This window comes from Gimesia maris, from assembly GCF_008298035.1.
Taxonomy (GTDB): Bacteria; Planctomycetota; Planctomycetia; order Planctomycetales; family Planctomycetaceae; genus Gimesia; species Gimesia maris.
The window spans coordinates 2,612,081-2,628,968 of record NZ_CP042910.1; the positions used below are offsets into that span (position 1 = coordinate 2,612,081).

Here is a 16,888-nt window from a genome sequence, read left to right on the forward strand (position 1 = left end):
TGTCATGTATAATTTCACCCGCAAACTACTGATTCTCAGTTGTTTCCTTTTCACCGGGTTCTGTTTCTGGAAAGCGGGAACGGGACTGATTGGCGGTGCCGATGCGACTGTGTTGCCCTCCGCGCAGGCGGCAGTTCACCCATCCTACATACCGCCGCGGGTGGTGACGCCGCCGATTCAGCAGATGCGACCGGGGATGCGGATTGTCGGTCGGAATCCGCTTCGCATTCAAACAGAACCGACAATCGATCCGACGCCGGAAGGGTGGCGGCTGGTTTCGGTGCGGATGCTGAAAGAGGATGGCACTTACTTCGAAGCCGAACTGCTGCGTCCCTTAAGCTGGATTTATCGACACCACGCGCAGCCGGGGGCGGTCATCCAGCTCAACATGCCGGAAATGTATGTGGTGGGGGCGGCGGAAGTGCTCTCGATATCAGACTGTCCGCCCATCGATCCGGGTGACGGGCCGGTGGTCATCTCCACATTTAAAAACGTTTCGCACAACGTCCTGAATCTTTATGTGGAAGGGGAAACCGAGCCGATCGGCGTGACCGCCGGACATCCGATCTGGAGCGAAGACCGCCAGGCGTTTGTGCATACGGACCAGTTACAACCCGGCGAACGTTTGCGTTCGGCGGTGGGTAAGACAGTCCGCATCACTTCAATCGAAATCCGCGCCGGACCGGAACCGGTTTACAACCTGGAAATTGCCGGCGAACACGTCTACAGCGTCACCGATTCCGGCCTGCTGGTCCATAATGCAGGTCCCTGTTATCTGGTCCCCCGCGGACAAAACGTTGATTTAAATGCTCTAAAGGTTGCAGACGGACCATATGATTCGCGCACAATTAGGTCGCAGCTTGAAGCTCGATATGGAGCAGAGGCAGTCACATCTACAACAGTGCCACCCACCTCTGGAAAAATGGTCCAAATGTCAGGTCGTCAACACTCTGTCACGGGAGTTGTTTATGATTCAAAGGGGGTTCCTATCTTTGATCGTCATTCATTATTCGACACATATATTACACGACAATACAGCAGTGTGGCAGACGAGGCAGCACATATGCGAGCAGCAACCCGTGAACTCCGATCTAGTTTGGGCATCGGACAGGGTCAAGCTAATAGAGTCGCTGCGCTCGGAGCGATTAAGAATAAAGTTAACTTTCAAGGTTTCAATCCTGTACAGCTTCGTCAAATTATGGGGGGAAAGAAAAATATTGATGGTTTAACTTGGCACCACCATCAAGATATTGGGAGAATGCAACTTGTAGACCGCGTGATTCATGCGGAAACTGGGCATGTTGGTGGTTTCAAGATGTGGTTTGGATACTAATAGGCAAAAAATGGTTAGTATAAAAGAAATTGAATGGAGCGAATGCAGAGGCAAACCTACGGTGGATGCGATAAAACAATTCGAAGTTGTGATAGGTCGCGAATTGCCTGAAACTCTTAAGGTACTCCTAGATACAGTAAATGGTGGAAGTCCGTCTCATGACATTTTTTCTTATAAAGATCCCGAAACCTATCAAGAGATCCGTTCTTGTCTGGGAGCGTTGATCAGTTTCAATTCAGAGGATGAAAACAACATCTTAGATTATCTCAGCCGACCTTCCGAAGGAATGTCTAGTGAATTAGCGCCATTTGCAGCGGTCGGAAACGGTAACTTGATCTGTTTAAAAAAAAATAGCGAATGTGTCTTCATCTGGCTGCATGGAAATAGATCTGGATATGACGAGTGTCAATTAGCTGATACATTTCAGGAGTTTATAGAAGTGCTTCAGCAAGATAATGATGATGAAGACGAAGACGAAGACTTGGATACCGAGTTAGCAAATCTAGAGGAAGAATAGATAGATAAAAAACGTACTATTCAAGACAAGAAGCTTAAAATATTAGAAAATAATTCACAAGGATAATTAAAAAGAGTTAGCTGATGAGGGGGGGTAATCTTTGATGAATAAAGACATTCTTTCTATCACAATCACTCATTAGTTTTTTGAAAACAGGAAAATTCCCACAATCATGACTGCTCCATAAAACAAAAAAATTATTCATGTCTGACCTCACTCGAAAACTAGCTATTTTCAGCTGCCTGCTGTTCACCGGTTTCTGCTTCTGGAAAGCGGGAATGGGTCTGATTGGTGGTGCGGATACTGAGATTCTGCCCTCGGCGCAGGCGGCAATGAGTCCGTCTTTCTCGCCGCCGCGGGTGGTGACAACGCCGATTCAGCAGATGCGACCGGGGATGCGGATTGTCGGTCGGAATCCGCTTCGCATTCAAACAGAATCGACAATCGATCCGACGCCGGCAGGCTGGCGGCTGGTGTCGGTGCGGATGCGCAAAGAGGACGGCACTTACTTTGAAGCCGAACTGCTGCGGCCCTTAAGCTGGATTTATCGCCACCGCGCACAGCCGGGAGCGGTTATCATGCTCAACATGCCGGAACTGCATGTGGTGGGGGCGTCGGAAGTGCTCTCGATATCAGACTGTCCGCCCATCGATCCGGGTGACGGTCCGGTGGTCATCTCCACATTTAAAAACGTTTCGCATAACGTCCTCAATATCTATGTGGAAGGGGAAACCGAACCGATCGGCGTGACCGCCGGACATCCGATCTGGAGCGAAGACCGCCAGGCATTCATCCATTCCGACCAGTTGCAGCCCGGCGAACGACTGCGTTCTGCGGTGGGTAAGACAGTCCGCATCACGTCAATCGAAATCCGCGCCGGACCGGAACCGGTTTACAACCTGGAAATTGCCGGCGAACACGTCTATAGCGTCACCGACTCCGGCCTGCTGGTCCATAACTCAGGCCCCTGTGACCTCGTCCCTCGCGGGTATTACGATTCGGGTTATATCGGCATCGTCAATGGCTCCGCTGATGACTTCTCAGATACGCTCCGCGCCACCTTCGGAACGTATGACGTGCTGCCAAACAGTCGGCTTGTTAGTCAATTTGATACAATAAATGCCCCAGGATTGTTTAGAGACCCGGGGGGGCGTTTGCGAAAAGCTGATGGCACGTTTGCTCTTGAGGGAGGAACTCTGGGAGGAGGCTTGCAGAGGCCGTCGTTGCGAGCAGGTACGAGAGCAGCCATTGAGGGGGGCTCAAAAGAATGCGGCTGGTCAGTTTATCAACTCAAAAGGCGAGGTGATTACTGAGTGGCACTACGGACATATTCAAGGTCATGAAAATCGAAGAATCATAGCCGCTGCTGAGGAGTTAGAGCTTTCACAAAGCCAGCTAAATGATTACGTGAATGCTCGTCCTCAGTTTTTCAAGATCGAAGAAAAGGCACGAAACCTTAGCCATGCAGACGAATTGCCGGGGAAGGATCAACTTGGCTCGATACTTAGAGATATGAGGAATTACTTTGGAATTAATCGGTGAAATCAATGGCGAACTCTAAAATAGATGAAATGTATGACGCAATCTACGATGGTGATTGTACGAAAATTGACACCTTAGTTAGTGCTGGTCTAAGTGTGGACACTAGAGTTCAGGGTGACGAATGGAATTTTTTACACATGGCATTGGTATCCATTACAATTCCTCCTGATCCCGATGTAATCCGGCATCTGATCGACATTGGTGTTGATGTCAATGCGCGGGACAGGTGCTTGTGGACTCCGTTGCATTACGCAGTGCGCACCAAGAACCGTCAAGTCGTCAAAATGTTAATCGATGCGGGGGCAGATGTTGATCCAGTGAACGACGAAGGTATCAGTCCGCTCCATCAGTGTCTACTTGTACAGAAATGTGACCTGGAAGTTGTCGAGATGTTGTTGGCTGCGGGAGCCGACCCTGATCACGACCGAGGTGGAGGAACTGTGCGAAACTACATCAACGTCGTGGCAAGTCCTGACAGTGGCGCATTGCTGAAATTGCTTGACAAGTATACAAAGAAATAATTGCATGAACTCAAATGATGGATTTACATTATGATGCCTTGCTTGGTTCAGGCAGCTACATTCATAGGCACGCCATTCGAATACCAGAAGTCTTGTTCCGGTACATAGAATTCTGACAAGATAGAAGAACACGAACTTGCAAGACATCGTAATACAGGGCGAAGAAATCGTCATTGATGACAGCAAAACATTCAATGCAATCGGAAGTGACGTTGTACTGGAAAATTGCACTATTAGGTGTAGCGTGCCAGCCAAAAGTATGTCAATTCGTGGAAAGTAGGTCGGTTCTCTAGTGATTGCTGAGAGTGATCTTATTGGTTTCTCTTGGCAGGATGCAAACTTGAATCGCTGTACTTTTTAGGGCGTTTTTAGTGATGCTAATTTGGAAGACTGTAACTTTTTCGGTAAATCCTGTGAGTCTCACATGTTCCCCAAGTGGCCAAATGTTGTTGTTCTGAATCTGCATAGTCACTTTGCCGAAATGCAAGGTCGTCCAAAGCATGTTCGAATTGCAGATGTCGTCGATTCGATTGAGTTTCTTGATGAAGAAGTCAGTGCAATAACTTACAACTCAGAGTCTCTTGCTAAACGACTTGGCCTAAGTATTGACGAAATTCAGAATTTCTTTTCTCAGTTTGCCTTCGTGCAAATGTGAGTCTGATTATTAATTGCTTTGGCTTTTGAATCATGATCATCTCAGGCTGTTCCGTACTGAAAACTTAAATACCAGCTTAACTGCAGATTAAACTCTGCTGGACAATTTATTATGTTATTTTAATCGTATTCATGTCTGACCTCACTCGAAAACTAGCTATCTTCAGTTGTTTCCTGTTCACTGGTTTCTGTTTCTGGAAAGCGGGAATGGGTCTGATTGGTGGTGCGGATACTGAGATTCTGCCCTCGGCGCAGGCGGCAATGAGTCCGTCTTTCTCGCCGCCGCGGGTGGTGACAACGCCGATTCAGCAGATGCGACCGGGGATGCGGATTGTCGGTCGGAATCCGCTTCGCATTCAAACAGAATCGACAATCGATCCGACGCCGGCAGGCTGGCGGCTGGTATCGGTGCAGATGGACAAAGAGGATGGCACTTACTTTGAAGCCGAACTGCTGCGCCCGTTAAGCTGGATTTCGCGGCACCGTGCAAAACCGGGCGCGGTCATCCAGCTCACCATGCCGGAGCTGCATGTGGTCGGAGCGGCGGAAGTGCTGTCGATCTCCGCCTGTCCCCCCATCGATCCGGGTGATGGACCGGTGGTGATTTCTACGTTCAGGAACACCTCGAGCAATGTGCTCAACATCTATGTGGAAAGGGAAGCCGAACCGATCGGCGTAACCGCCGGTCATCCGATCTGGAGCGAAGACCGCCAGGCATTCATCCATTCCGACCAGCTGCAGCCCGGAGAACGCCTGCGTTCGGCGCTTGGTAAAACAGTCCGTATCACCTCGATTGAAATCCGCGCCGGACCGGAACCGGTCTATAACCTGGAAGTCGCCGGCGAACACGTATACAGCGTCACCAGTTCCGGCCTGCTCGTTCACAATACGAGTGATTGCGACCTAGAAATATTTTATCGAACATTGAGTAAAGAGCATTATGATGAGTTTTTACAGACTGGTAAAATTCCAGCAACTTCAGAGACATTTACATCTCCAACAAAATCATTTTCCGAAGCATATGATGGTGTATTATTAGAATTCAAGGTGGTTTCAGGCACTACAGATTCTCTAAAAAATATCGGTGTTCGAGATTCATCGCGTGCTGTCCGAGATGCTGGTTTAGACTATCTCGAAGAGGTATCTTCTGGTTGGGCTGCTAAGAATGCATTTTTTAAGGGAGAAGGTGGGCAGGTTAATATAGGGCTAGGGCAGGGAAAGGCTTTAGAAATTTTCAACAATAACATAATAAAACATGATGTTATTAGAGGTCCATAATGAAGTCGATAGAAACTGAGCTGATAGTAGACTTACGTAGTGGAGTATTGACTTCTGATGAATTTTTTGCACGTTTCCCTTCGAAGATAGATTCTAAATATTTAACCAATGAGCTTGAAGCAGCATTGATGAATCATGATTCAGACGTTGTCGAAGATTTGTTTTTTCTCGGATTTAAGTTTTCTCTATTTACTTCACAACATATAAAGTTGTTATGTTTGCTTCTGAATCAAGGATGGCACAGAAGCCACGAAGATGTAGCAAGTATATTACAAACTCTAAAATCACCAGAGAGTGTGGATGCTTTGTTTACAGCAGTAAATACACGTTATGACTACTTATTCTATGACGATAGTACTGCCTTAGCAGTTAAATGTGTGTGGGCGTTATCAGGAATAGATACAGAAGAATCAAGAAATAAAATTGAATTCATCGCTAATCATGATACTAGAGACGAGGTAAAGCAACTCGCAATTTCAAAACTTTTAAAACATTGACTATTCTCATTTTAGAATTATCAATAAGTATAAAGTGACATATTGAAGCAGCCATTTATTCGGACTGCATATTCAAAATATCCTTTTTTCAGCCAAAAGTTGATTGAACAGGCAAAAAAACGGCAGGACTAAACTCCTCATAACACAAAGAATTGTGTCATGTCTGACATCATCCGAAAACTAGCGATTTTCAGCTGTTTCCTCTTCACCAGCTTCTGTTTCTGGAAAGCGGCTCCGGGATTGGTTGGCGGAGCCGATGCGTCGATGCTGCCTTCCGCCCAGGCAGCAATGAGTCCGTCTCTCTCACCGTCGCGTGTGGTGACGACGCCGATTCAACAGATGCGGCCTGGCATGCGGGTGGTCGGGCGGAATCCACTTCGCCTTCAAACGGAAGCGACGATCGATCCGACGCCGGAAGGGTGGCGGCTGGTTTCGGTGCGGATGCGCAAAGAAGACGGCACTTACTTTGAAGCCGAACTGCTGCGTCCCTTAAGCTGGCTTCGACTGCATCAGGCGCAGCCGGGCGCGGTCATCATGCTCAACATGCCGGAACTGCATGTGGTGGGAGCAGCGGAAGTGCTTTCGATCTCTGCCTGTCCGCCCATTGATCCGGGTGACGGGCCGGTGGTCATCTCCACGTTCAAGAACACCGCGGACAATATCCTCAACATTTATGTGGAAGGAGAAACCGAACCGATCGGCGTGACTGCCGGTCATCCGATCTGGAGTGAAGATCGCCAGGCGTTCATCCATTCCGACCAGCTGCAGCCCGGAGAACGCCTGCGTTCTGCGGTGGGTAAGGCAGTCCGAATCACTTCAATCGAAATCCGCGCCGGACCGGAACCAGTTTACAACCTGGAAGTCGTCGGCGAACACGTTTACAGCGTAACCAATTCCGGCCTGCTGGTGCATAATATCGGCTGCGAAGATCTTTCCACCACAATCGACGTTTATTCGAGCAATCACCTTGTTAGTCAGTTTGATACAATAAATGCCCCAAGGAGTAAACAATGGGGTCCCGCTCATGGTGCTGGACCGTTAGGCGAGGATGTCACAAAGACTTTTCGTGGTGGCTCATACGTTGAAACCAAACTATCCGAGCCGGTCACGCTCTACCGTGTTTACGGCGGGAAGGCGGGTAAACTTGGCCCTTATTGGACAAGAACCAAACCAACGGGACCCCTCCAATCCCGCTTGGATTCAGCCTTGCTTTCTGAATGGGGCAACACGGCTCGAAACGTCACGACGATTCAAGTTCCGAGGGGAACAACAGTCTTTGAGGGGTTCGCTGCACCACAAGTTGGCAAGGCTAAGCCGTTTGAGACAATTATTGGCGGCGGAAATCAAGTGTACATTCCACGTGTCAATCCAGATTGGGTTATGCGATGAGCAGCACAACTACACTAATTCAGAATTGGTTTACCCGAACTTGGGGTGGCGGGTTGGTGCTTCCAGACGGTTGGTTCGGGAGGCCGTTTGACAACATCCATCGTCTTACCGATGTGTCTCAAAGTTCGGGCTTGCTTCGGATCGTATTGGACGATCAGTTGACGCTAACGTTTAACGGAGATGTTTCTGTCAAAGACAACGGTGATGAACTCGTAATCGATGGATACTCGGAGCTTTCGTTTGATTGGAAAGAGTACGGTTCGGATCTGCCACATTCCGATATTTATCAAGATGGACAAACGAAACTCGTAGCCCCCCCAGGGCAATAGAGTACCATTATCTTCGCCACTCGCATGATGGCAAAGTTAATGCTCGTGGTGACAACAGGTATCCGTCTGGATGTGTCAACTTTTTGATCGCAATGATTCGGGGTAATGTACGATGTTCCATTTTTCCATTTGACTTTGCAGATGCTCCACCTATCTCATTCACATCAACTCGTGATTGAATTAAGTCCATTCTTCGGCTTCTGCATCACGATCTTCGCAGGCTGTGCCGGTTTGAACGGTTGCATCTTGGCCGGTTGCACAGTATTTCACAGTTGAAATACTGCCACACTTGGTGTAAAAAAAAATCAATACAGGTAAAATGCAAATTATACTTAACTTGACAAAATGTTTTGTTATTTGAATCGAACTCATGACTGACATCATTCGAAAAATAGCGATCTTTGGCTGCCTGCTATTAACAAGTTTTTGTTTCTGGAAGGCGGGAACGGGGCTGATTGGCGGTGCCGATGCGTCGATGCTGCCTTCTGCGCAGGCGAGTTTGAGTCCGGCAGCTACATCCAAGCGGGCAGTCACTATACCAATTCAACAGATGCGGCCTGGAATGCGGGTGGTGGGGCGGAATCCGCTTCGGATTCAAACGGAAGCGGCCATTAATCCCACGCCGGAGGGTTGGCGACTGGTCTCGGTGCGGATGCTGAAAGAGGATGGGACTTACTTCGAAGCAGAACTGCTGCGTCCCTTAAGCTGGATTTATCGACACCACGCGCAGCCAGGGGCGGTCATTCAGCTCAACATGCCGGAAATGTATGTGGTGGGGACGGCGGAAGTGCTCTCGATATCGGACTGTCCGCCCATCGATCCGGGTGACGGTCCGGTGGTCATCTCCACATTTAAAAACGTTTCGCATAACGTCCTCAATATCTATGTGGAAGGGGAAACCGAACCGATCGGCGTGACCGCCGGACATCCGATCTGGAGCGAAGACCGCCAGGCGTTTGTGCATACGGACCAGTTACAACCCGGCGAACATTTGCGTTCGGCGGTGGGTAAGACAGTCCGCATCACCTCGATCGAAATCCGCGCCGGACCCGAACCAGTTTACAACCTGGAAGTCGTCGGCGAACATGTCTACAGCGTCACCGACTCCGGACTCCTGGTCCATAATGTAAGTAACTGTGATTTCATAACTGTATTTCGAGGAGGTAGACCAGGCACTAGGGTTATCAAATCGCATGCTGCCCGTGAGCAAGGCTATGCTGGTTCGCAACGATTGATTGATGAAGGGGATCTGGACGACTTGTTTCGTGCTCATGCTGCAGACAGTAGAAGCCCTGCAAGCCCATTCATCTCGGTGACAACGGATCGACGAGTTGCAGAGTTCTTTGCGGGGCCGGATGGCGTCATTAATGAATTTAGAATTCCGATCAGTCGTGCAAAGCCTAATCGCTTTAACAATTTGCACGTACCTGCAGGTCCCGATGGTAGTTTAATTCCTGAATTGGAATTCTTAGTTCCGAACTACATTCGGCCAAGCGAGTTTGTTTCACCAATAGGACCACGTTGATGACTGAATTCCATCCCCTTTCGATTCATGGCAATAATAAGTCTTATGCTGCCCGCTGGCGGTTAGTTGGTGAGACGTTGGAATGGGAAGTTAACGGGAAGACACATTGCATTGAAAGTGATTACGATTTGGCAACCAAGGTCGGTAAGTTTATTCGCACACTTGGTCGGCAGATACTTCATGACGATGTGACACTCAAAGCCTGTTTGACATGTCAGCACTTTCAGATGTCTGGCATGGCCCGTGACATGGGCAGAGGGCAGCGAGGAGTTTGTGGCCTTCATCAGATCGGAGTTGAAATTTGCCATTTATGCGATGATTACTCAGAATGTGAGACAAAGTCATGAAAATTTCGACCATCATGGGCACCATGTAACGTTGAAGATACCAACGCAATTCTAGAACGTGTGAAATTCTACACGAACGAAAGTAGGAGAGTAAAAAGTGTCAGGAACATAAATATTTGTTTGTGATAATTCGCAAGGATTACTGGTAAAGTATTTTCCATTGATAGGCTGATATTGTGGCAAATATCGCTTTTAATTCTCTAAGACTAACCAAGCACTTATGGAACTGCAAATAGACAATTTATTTTCAAATAAGACAACATCCAGCAGGATAAAATCTCCTAATAATAAAGAATCGTTTTCATTTCTAACTTCACCCGCAAACTACTAATCTTCAGTTGTTTCCTTTTCACCGGGTTCTGTTTCTGGAAAGCGGATCCGGGATTGGTCGGAGGGGCCGATGCGGCGATGCTGCCTTCAGCGCAGGCGGTTTTGAGCCCGGCTGTCACGCCGCCGCGGGCAGTCATCCAGCTCAACATGCCGGAAATGTATGTGGTGGGGGCGGCGGAAGTGCTCTCGATATCGGACTGTCCGCCCATCGATCCGGGTGACGGTCCGGTGGTCATCTCCACATTTAAAAACGTTTCGCACAACGTCCTGAATATCTATGTGGAAGGGGAAACCGAGCCGATCGGCGTGACCGCCGGACATCCGATCTGGAGCGAAGACCGCCAGGCATTCATCCATTCCGACCAACTGCAACCAGGCGAACGCCTGCGTTCTGCTGTCGGCAAAACAGTCCGCATCACCTCGATCGAAATCCGCGCCGGACCCGAACCGGTTTACAACCTGGAAGTCGCCGGCGAACACGTCTACAGCGTTACCAATTCCGGCCTGCTGGTGCACAATGTAAGTGACTGTAATCTAGTCACAAAAATTGGGTTACCTGATGGTAGCTACATTGACTTAAATGCCCCAAGGGTTGGGAATGTAGTTGCCCAAACGGCGGAAGAAGCGAGCTTCCTTCGAAACGTCCAACGAACCTTTGGGGACGACTCAGTATTCACGGGAGCGACTCGACACAGAGGGAATATCGTGATTCAGCGAAACGATATTGATACAAGCATTGAAAACTTGAGGCTAATGCAAGGTGGTAACACGCCATTTGCTAGGAATGCTGCGGGAGAGTGGGAAAAATTGAACTTGCACCACGTTGGCAGACAAGATGGCATGATGATCGAAATTATTTCGAGTCACAATGCTTACAATCCCACAACTGGTGGCGTGTTGCACATTTCTGGACCAGGTGGTCCAGTGCGGCAATCGAGACTTTCGATCACGTACTGGCAGCAGCGACTCGAAGACATGATTGATGCTGGGCTCGTTTCACCAGAATTATTGAGGGAGCTAGGGGGGTAAGGACAATGACAATCACAAACGAATACGAATCGATTCTCAAAAAGGGGACGAATGCTGGCCCCGCAACTGACGAAATGATAACTGAGGCAGAAGAGCAGTTGTCCGTGCGTTTCCCGGCGTCCTATAGGCACTTTTTGAAGCAATATGGTGCTACTATGGGAGTTGGGTTTGAAATCGCTGGACTGTTCGATTCATCTGACGATAGTGCTCCACCGATGTGGCGGCATGTTGTGAAAACGAGTGTGCAATTGGGGAGGGTAAACCAAGGGCATCTTCCACCAACTCTAGTGCCAATTTCGGACGACGGATGTGGGACAACGTTCTACATCGATTCAGCTCAACGGTCAGATGAGACAGCTTGCTCGATTGTGGCATTTGGACCTGGCGTTGACGGCAAAGTCATGGCAAATAGCTTTGAAGAGTTCGTCATTAGGCTGGCGAACGACCGACTTGAATTCTAGTCCGACAGCGAACCCATCCTAACCACCTCCCTCCTCACCTTCTTAACTCAGTACAATGTAGGACTCCCCAACTCTTCCCTTCCTACTAAAATGAAAGGCGATACTATGGCTCTGAATTAATCGAATACAACAATACCCAAACTCACAGACCCTAGCCATGATTTCATACCTTAGGAATGCTTGTTTCTGATCTTGGCCTGTCAGCTCGAATAAATGAGGAAAAGTTCCATGATGTAGAGATGGGGGTATGTCAAATTCGCAGAACTAAAACTCTTCATGAATTAAAAGAATCGTGTTGATGTCTGAAATTACTCGAAAACTAGCCATCTTCAGTTGCCTGCTCTTTACCAGTTTCTGTTTCTGGAAAGCGGATCCGGGATTGGTCGGAGGGGCCGATGCGGCGATGCTGCCCTCGGCCCAGGCGGCAATGAGTCCGTCTTTCTCGCCGCCGCGGGTGGTGACAACACCAATTCAACAGATGCGGCCTGGCATGCGGGTGGTGGGGCGGAATCCGCTTCGGATTCAAACGGAAGCGACCATTAATCCCACGCCGGAGGGTTGGCGACTGGTCTCGGTGCGGATGCGGAAACCGGACGGCACTTATTTTGAAGCCGAACTGCTGCGGCCCTTAAGCTGGATTTATCGCCACCGCGCACAGCCGGGAGCGGTTATCATGCTCAACATGCCGGAACTGCATGTGGTGGGGGCGGCGGAAGTGCTCTCGATATCGGACTGTCCGCCCATCGATCCGGGTGACGGGCCGGTGGTCATCTCCACATTTAAAAACGTTTCGCACAACGTCCTGAATCTTTATGTGGAAGGGGAAACCGAGCCGATCGGCGTGACCGCCGGACATCCGATCTGGAGCGAAGACCGCCAGGCGTTTGTGCATACGGACCAGTTACAGCCCGGCGAACGTTTGCGTTCTGCGGTGGGTAAGACAGTCCGCATCACCTCGATCGAAATCCGCGCCGGACCGGAACCGGTTTACAACCTGGAAATTACCGGCGAACACGTCTACATCGTTACCGACTCCGGCCTGCTGGTCCATAACTCAAGCCCCTGTGACCTCGTCCCCCGCGGCTATTACGATTCGGGTTATATCGGCATCGTCAATGGCTCCGCTGATGAGTTCTCAGATACGCTCCGAGCCACCTTCGGAACGTCTGACGTGCTGCCAAGCAGTTGCACATGCAGTATAGATAGCGGTTTGTAACTGTTTTTACTCGCTAAGCTAAAACATAAAGTTGCAGAGAATTGTGTAGCAATCAGAAACCTGGCAAAGAGTAAAAGATAAGGCGGGGCTTTTCGATAAATTCAAGCGCTAGGGATCGCCACCATTTTCCCAGTTGGTTTTGATCTTGGCAGATCGCAGTAAATCCTCTAGGATTCGGTCCCTTGAATTCTGCCGCGGTAGTCTGGGGGGGATGCCTTGGCTGCACAGCCCTCAAAATCTTTGTTGAAAGCTCTCAGGCTAATCAACAGAATCATCATCACTGTCCAGATGGAATCAAGTGGCGGAACTCTGCATGTCGATGTCAGAAGTGTTTGCCGTGATTTTTCGAGTGGGACGGGAATCTTATCCAGTGCCCCTTGAAATCTGAGTGACAGGCACGGCCCCGGTAGAATTCTGGAAATCCCTTTTTACGTTTAGAGTTGTGATGAAACTGCTTCGCTTGTTCGTGATCGTTCTGCTGCTGCAACCTTGCCCGGTCTGCTGGGGGCATGGATTGACCGCACACGGAGAAGCATCTCAACACGACTCCGGCGACTGCAAAGCGGTTTCTTCAAGCTGTCCCTGTTGTGCTCAGTGGAAACAAAAACAGGGAGTTCAGCAACAGTTACCACAGGATGACGAACATGATTGTCCCTGCACGTGTCATGTTTCAGACGAAGTATTCGCCTTTACCGGACCAGCGGTACATCTCGAAAGTTGCACTCATCCTGTGACGCTGGTCGTTAGTCTGGATCAGTCCTGCCACTTCGTAACTCATCTGAATAACGTAGCAAATGATACTTCACAGGCCGCTGTGATACTCCCGCTGCGCTTATAAATTTCTCTCGGGCTCGCTTGCCTGCTGGCAGTGACGGTCACTGATTGTCCAAGGCGTTATTATCTGCCTGGCCGTCTCTTTGAATTCAATGCTGATTCAAATGATACCTGCTGCGCCTGTATCTGTTTAGATTAAGCCGCACTCCACTGTCTTTGCGCGCATTTCAGGTCGAGTCCATTACCTCTTTTGCAGATCAAAATCGTATTCATAATCAAAAACAGGTAAGGAAATTTATAATATGAAGACTCACACTCTTGTAGGACTGTTTAAAAACAATGGTATCCGTCTGCTGGCCGCAGGCACTCTGCTGGTTTCTCTGTCGAACATTTCCCCGGCTCAAAATGCGCCCCGGGGGGCATCTTTGAGCAAGGCGGAAGCATCACGTGCTTCCGCAGCGGAACAGAATAAATACACGTTTATCATGTTCTGGAAAGACCAGGATACAACCACCAAAAGCATGTGGAGCACACTGCAGCAGAATCTGTCCGACAAAAACACAGCGTCCGTTGTGGCGGTTAACACAGGCGATCCCCAGGAACGCAAGATTATTGAACAGTATGGAGTCTCACGCGCCCCTATGCCGCTCACGCTGGCAGTTGCTCCCAATGGGGCGGTCACCGGTTCCTATGTGAAACAGATCAACGCTGACTATATTCAGCAGGCATTCGTGTCCCCCGCCAAATCACAGTGCATGCTGAATCTGCAGAGCCGGAGAATGGTGCTGTTGTGTGTAAGTCCCTCCGGTCAGGCTGGCGTCCCCAAGGGGGTTCAGAATTTCAAATCAATTCCCTGTTACAAGAACGCGGTGGAAGTGATCACCGTCTCACAGTCTGAACCGGCCGAACGTGATTTTCTGAATGAACTGAGAGTACCCGCCTCACAAAACTCTGCCGTTGTTTTCATGGCACCTCCTGGAGTGATGGTCGGTAAGTACAACAGCAGTGTGACCAGTCAGCAGCTGATTGCCGAGCTGAAAAAGGCAGGTAAGAGCTGCGGTGTTGACGGCTGCAAACACTGTAAATAAACCATCACATCACATACTTTAAGGAGGTCTCTCATGACAATGAGAACAATCATTTGGAAAGAAATGAAAGAGCGTCCCACGGCATTGATTGCCAGCCTGCTGGCGATCATTTTGAGTGTGACAGCGCTGGTAGCGATCCGCAACGTCACAATTTTCTCAGAACAGGAGGTTGCTGGTAAGCTTGACGAACTGGGAGCGAACGTACTGATTCTCCCCGAAGGCGTCACATTGCAGGACTATTATGCTGCAGACATGCACAAGGAAACCATCCCGGAAGAACACGTGGCTGAACTGGCACTGGCGGGACTGACCGGAGTGGAAGCCATTACCCCCAAACTCTGTGTTCCCACCATGCTGGATGATCGTAACGTGATTCTGACAGGTATCCTGCCACAATCTGAAATTCAGAAGATGAATGCCTGGTCGGGGGGAGGGATGCTTTTCAAGAAGCATGAAGGCTGCAAAGCTAAGATTAACGTAGCCGATGAGAATCTGGACGCTCCAGACTCCCTGGCAGAACGCAGGGCTCTACAGCATCTGAATCAATCTGAAGTTTTGCTTGGTTCTGACTTTGCCGCCAGGCAGGGACTAAAAGAAGGAGACCAGCTCCAACTTCTGGGGGAAACATTTAAGGTACTCAGTGTGCTGCCGTCGACGGGGACCGTCGATGACAGTCGGGTGTTCGCGCATCTGCACACCGTGCAGCGGTTATCGGGAGCGGGACCGGTTGTGAATATCATTGAGGTCATGGGCTGCTGTGAAGATGTTGCCAATGGTTTAGTAGGGGAATTGCAGTCATTACTGCCTGGAACCAAGGTGGTGACGATCGCTAATGTTGTTGAAACCCAGGTTTCTATTAACCGGATGATGACCAATCTATCATACCTGTTCCTGGCAATTCTGGTGGCAGTCGGTGGTGCGAGTATGGCGAGTGCAAGTTTTGCGAATGTCATAGAACGTCGTCGCGAAATCGGCACGCTGATGGCCCTGGGGGCCACGCCGAGATTCGTCACACAGTTGTTCCTGGCAAAAGCGGCCCTACTGGGCCTGGCCGGGGGAATCAGCGGTTATGTTCTGGGAAGTCTGATAGCAGTTTTTCTGGGACCTGTATTTGCGAGTGTAGCCGTCTTTCCAGTCCCGAGTCTGGCAATCGTTGCCTCTACGGTCGCGGTGCTGGTCACTCTGGCTGCCAGTTATTTTCCGGCACGCCAGGCTTCCCGCCTCGATCCCTGTCTCTGTTTCAAGGAAGTATAACTAAATGTTAAAGTTAGAATCTGTTAAAAAAGTATACTGCAAGCAACAGGACGAAGTGATTGCGCTGGACACGACCGATATCGAAATCGCACGGGGCGAGTTTGCTGCGATTATTGGCCCCAGCGGTAGCGGAAAAACGACGTTGCTCTCGATGCTGGGGGCAATGTCGGCCCCCTCTGAGGGACGCATTCTGCTCGACGATGTATCAATTTATGATTTGCCTGTCGAGCAACGCGCCGAAGTCAGACAGAATAAAATTGGTTTTGTCTTCCAGACATTCAATCTGATTCCTTATCTGACGGCGACTGAAAATGTCCAGGTCCCGATGATGTTGTCGCAAAAGTTTAAAACAGAGCGACAAGAGCGGGCAGAAGAATTGCTGGGTAAGGTTGGACTGCAGGATCGCCTGCACCATAAGCCGAGTGAACTCAGTATCGGACAGCAGCAGCGTGTCGCGCTGGCACGCATGCTGGCCAACGACCCGTTGATCATTCTCGCTGATGAACCGACTGGGAATCTTGACCCTGAGACCCGTGATCAGGTCCTCACTTTCCTGCGGCAATTCAACGAGGAAGGTCGCACGATCATCATGGTAACACATGATTTGTCTGCTGCGGAGTGTGCCCGCAGGACCTTACGTCTTTCTGAAGGTCGCATCCAGGCAGGTTCAGACCAGGATCTTTTGAGATCGGCTTAAGGAATAATTGTTCTTTGGTCTCCAGTCTTGAGTCCTCTCTATTCGGGAGAGGGCTTGAGCACTGGATATGAAATATTATTAACCCTGACCGTCGATTAAGCGGGTGC

Annotated in this window: 15 protein-coding genes and 1 pseudogene; all 16 read left to right on the plus strand. The window is 49.5% G+C overall.

The genetic code is table 11. The features are described from left to right. Window positions 1–4: 4 nt before the first annotated feature. The 16 genes and pseudogenes from GmarT_RS09670 (at window position 5) to GmarT_RS09745 (ending at window position 16,781) form a co-directional block, all read left to right on the plus strand. Window positions 5–1,333 carry an HNH endonuclease gene (locus GmarT_RS09670; protein ID WP_002648365.1) on the plus strand — a complete coding sequence of 443 codons (1,329 nt, stop codon included), beginning with the start codon at window positions 5–7 and terminating at the stop codon, window positions 1,331–1,333. Continuing rightward, window positions 1,299–1,850 carry an SMI1/KNR4 family protein gene (locus GmarT_RS09675; protein ID WP_157158984.1) on the plus strand — a complete coding sequence of 184 codons (552 nt, stop codon included), beginning with the start codon at window positions 1,299–1,301 and terminating at the stop codon, window positions 1,848–1,850. The genes GmarT_RS09670 and GmarT_RS09675 overlap by 35 nt, the downstream gene beginning before the upstream one ends. Before the next feature lie 203 nt (window positions 1,851–2,053). Beyond that, window positions 2,054–3,163, plus strand: a complete 1,110-nt coding sequence (locus GmarT_RS09680; RefSeq protein WP_002648363.1) for a polymorphic toxin-type HINT domain-containing protein — start codon at window positions 2,054–2,056, stop codon at window positions 3,161–3,163. Next, window positions 3,153–3,392 carry a GH-E family nuclease gene (locus tag GmarT_RS30340; protein ID WP_002648362.1) on the plus strand — a complete coding sequence of 80 codons (240 nt, stop codon included), beginning with the start codon at window positions 3,153–3,155 and terminating at the stop codon, window positions 3,390–3,392. The genes GmarT_RS09680 and GmarT_RS30340 overlap by 11 nt, the downstream gene beginning before the upstream one ends. A 29-nt stretch (window positions 3,393–3,421) precedes the next feature. Next, entirely contained in the window at window positions 3,422–3,913 is a 492-nt protein-coding gene (locus GmarT_RS09690; RefSeq protein WP_369010748.1) for an ankyrin repeat domain-containing protein, read from the plus strand. 786 nt (window positions 3,914–4,699) lie between these two features. Beyond that, complete coding sequence (locus GmarT_RS09695) at window positions 4,700–5,845, plus strand: polymorphic toxin-type HINT domain-containing protein (RefSeq protein WP_230682344.1); 1,146 nt, start codon at window positions 4,700–4,702, stop codon at window positions 5,843–5,845. Then, the gene (locus tag GmarT_RS09700; RefSeq protein ID WP_002648358.1) at window positions 5,845–6,342 is read left to right on the plus strand and encodes a hypothetical protein; all 498 of its coding nucleotides are present in this window, start codon (window positions 5,845–5,847) and stop codon (window positions 6,340–6,342) included. Before GmarT_RS09695 ends, GmarT_RS09700 begins: the two co-directional genes overlap by 1 nt. A 159-nt stretch (window positions 6,343–6,501) precedes the next feature. Beyond that, on the plus strand, window positions 6,502–7,731 hold the full coding sequence (locus GmarT_RS29915) for a Hint domain-containing protein (protein WP_002648357.1): 1,230 nt from the start codon (window positions 6,502–6,504) through the stop codon (window positions 7,729–7,731). A gap of 699 nt (window positions 7,732–8,430) precedes the next feature. Then, window positions 8,431–9,585 carry a polymorphic toxin-type HINT domain-containing protein gene (locus GmarT_RS09710; RefSeq protein ID WP_230682343.1) on the plus strand — a complete coding sequence of 385 codons (1,155 nt, stop codon included), beginning with the start codon at window positions 8,431–8,433 and terminating at the stop codon, window positions 9,583–9,585. 650 nt (window positions 9,586–10,235) lie between these two features. After that, a complete protein-coding gene (locus tag GmarT_RS29920) occupies window positions 10,236–11,291 on the plus strand; it encodes an HNH/ENDO VII family nuclease (RefSeq protein ID WP_230682557.1) in 1,056 nt (351 codons plus the stop codon). A 5-nt stretch (window positions 11,292–11,296) separates the two neighbouring features. Next, on the plus strand, window positions 11,297–11,752 hold the full coding sequence (locus GmarT_RS09720; RefSeq protein ID WP_002648779.1) for an SMI1/KNR4 family protein: 456 nt from the start codon (window positions 11,297–11,299) through the stop codon (window positions 11,750–11,752). Window positions 11,753–12,050: 298 nt separating this feature from the next. After that, window positions 12,051–12,830 (plus strand): annotated as a pseudogene (locus GmarT_RS09725) (Hint domain-containing protein); the annotation flags it as partial. Window positions 12,831–13,413: 583 nt separating this feature from the next. Further along, window positions 13,414–13,806, plus strand: coding sequence for a hypothetical protein (locus GmarT_RS09730; RefSeq protein WP_002648777.1), 393 nt, complete (start codon window positions 13,414–13,416; stop codon window positions 13,804–13,806). 238 nt (window positions 13,807–14,044) lie between these two features. Continuing rightward, the gene (locus tag GmarT_RS09735) at window positions 14,045–14,830 is read left to right on the plus strand and encodes a hypothetical protein (RefSeq protein WP_002648776.1); all 786 of its coding nucleotides are present in this window, start codon (window positions 14,045–14,047) and stop codon (window positions 14,828–14,830) included. A gap of 39 nt (window positions 14,831–14,869) precedes the next feature. After that, entirely contained in the window at window positions 14,870–16,084 is a 1,215-nt protein-coding gene (locus GmarT_RS09740) for an ABC transporter permease (protein ID WP_230682342.1), read from the plus strand. A gap of 4 nt (window positions 16,085–16,088) precedes the next feature. Then, entirely contained in the window at window positions 16,089–16,781 is a 693-nt protein-coding gene (locus tag GmarT_RS09745; RefSeq protein ID WP_002648774.1) for an ABC transporter ATP-binding protein, read from the plus strand. The last annotated feature ends 107 nt before the right edge of the window (window positions 16,782–16,888 follow it).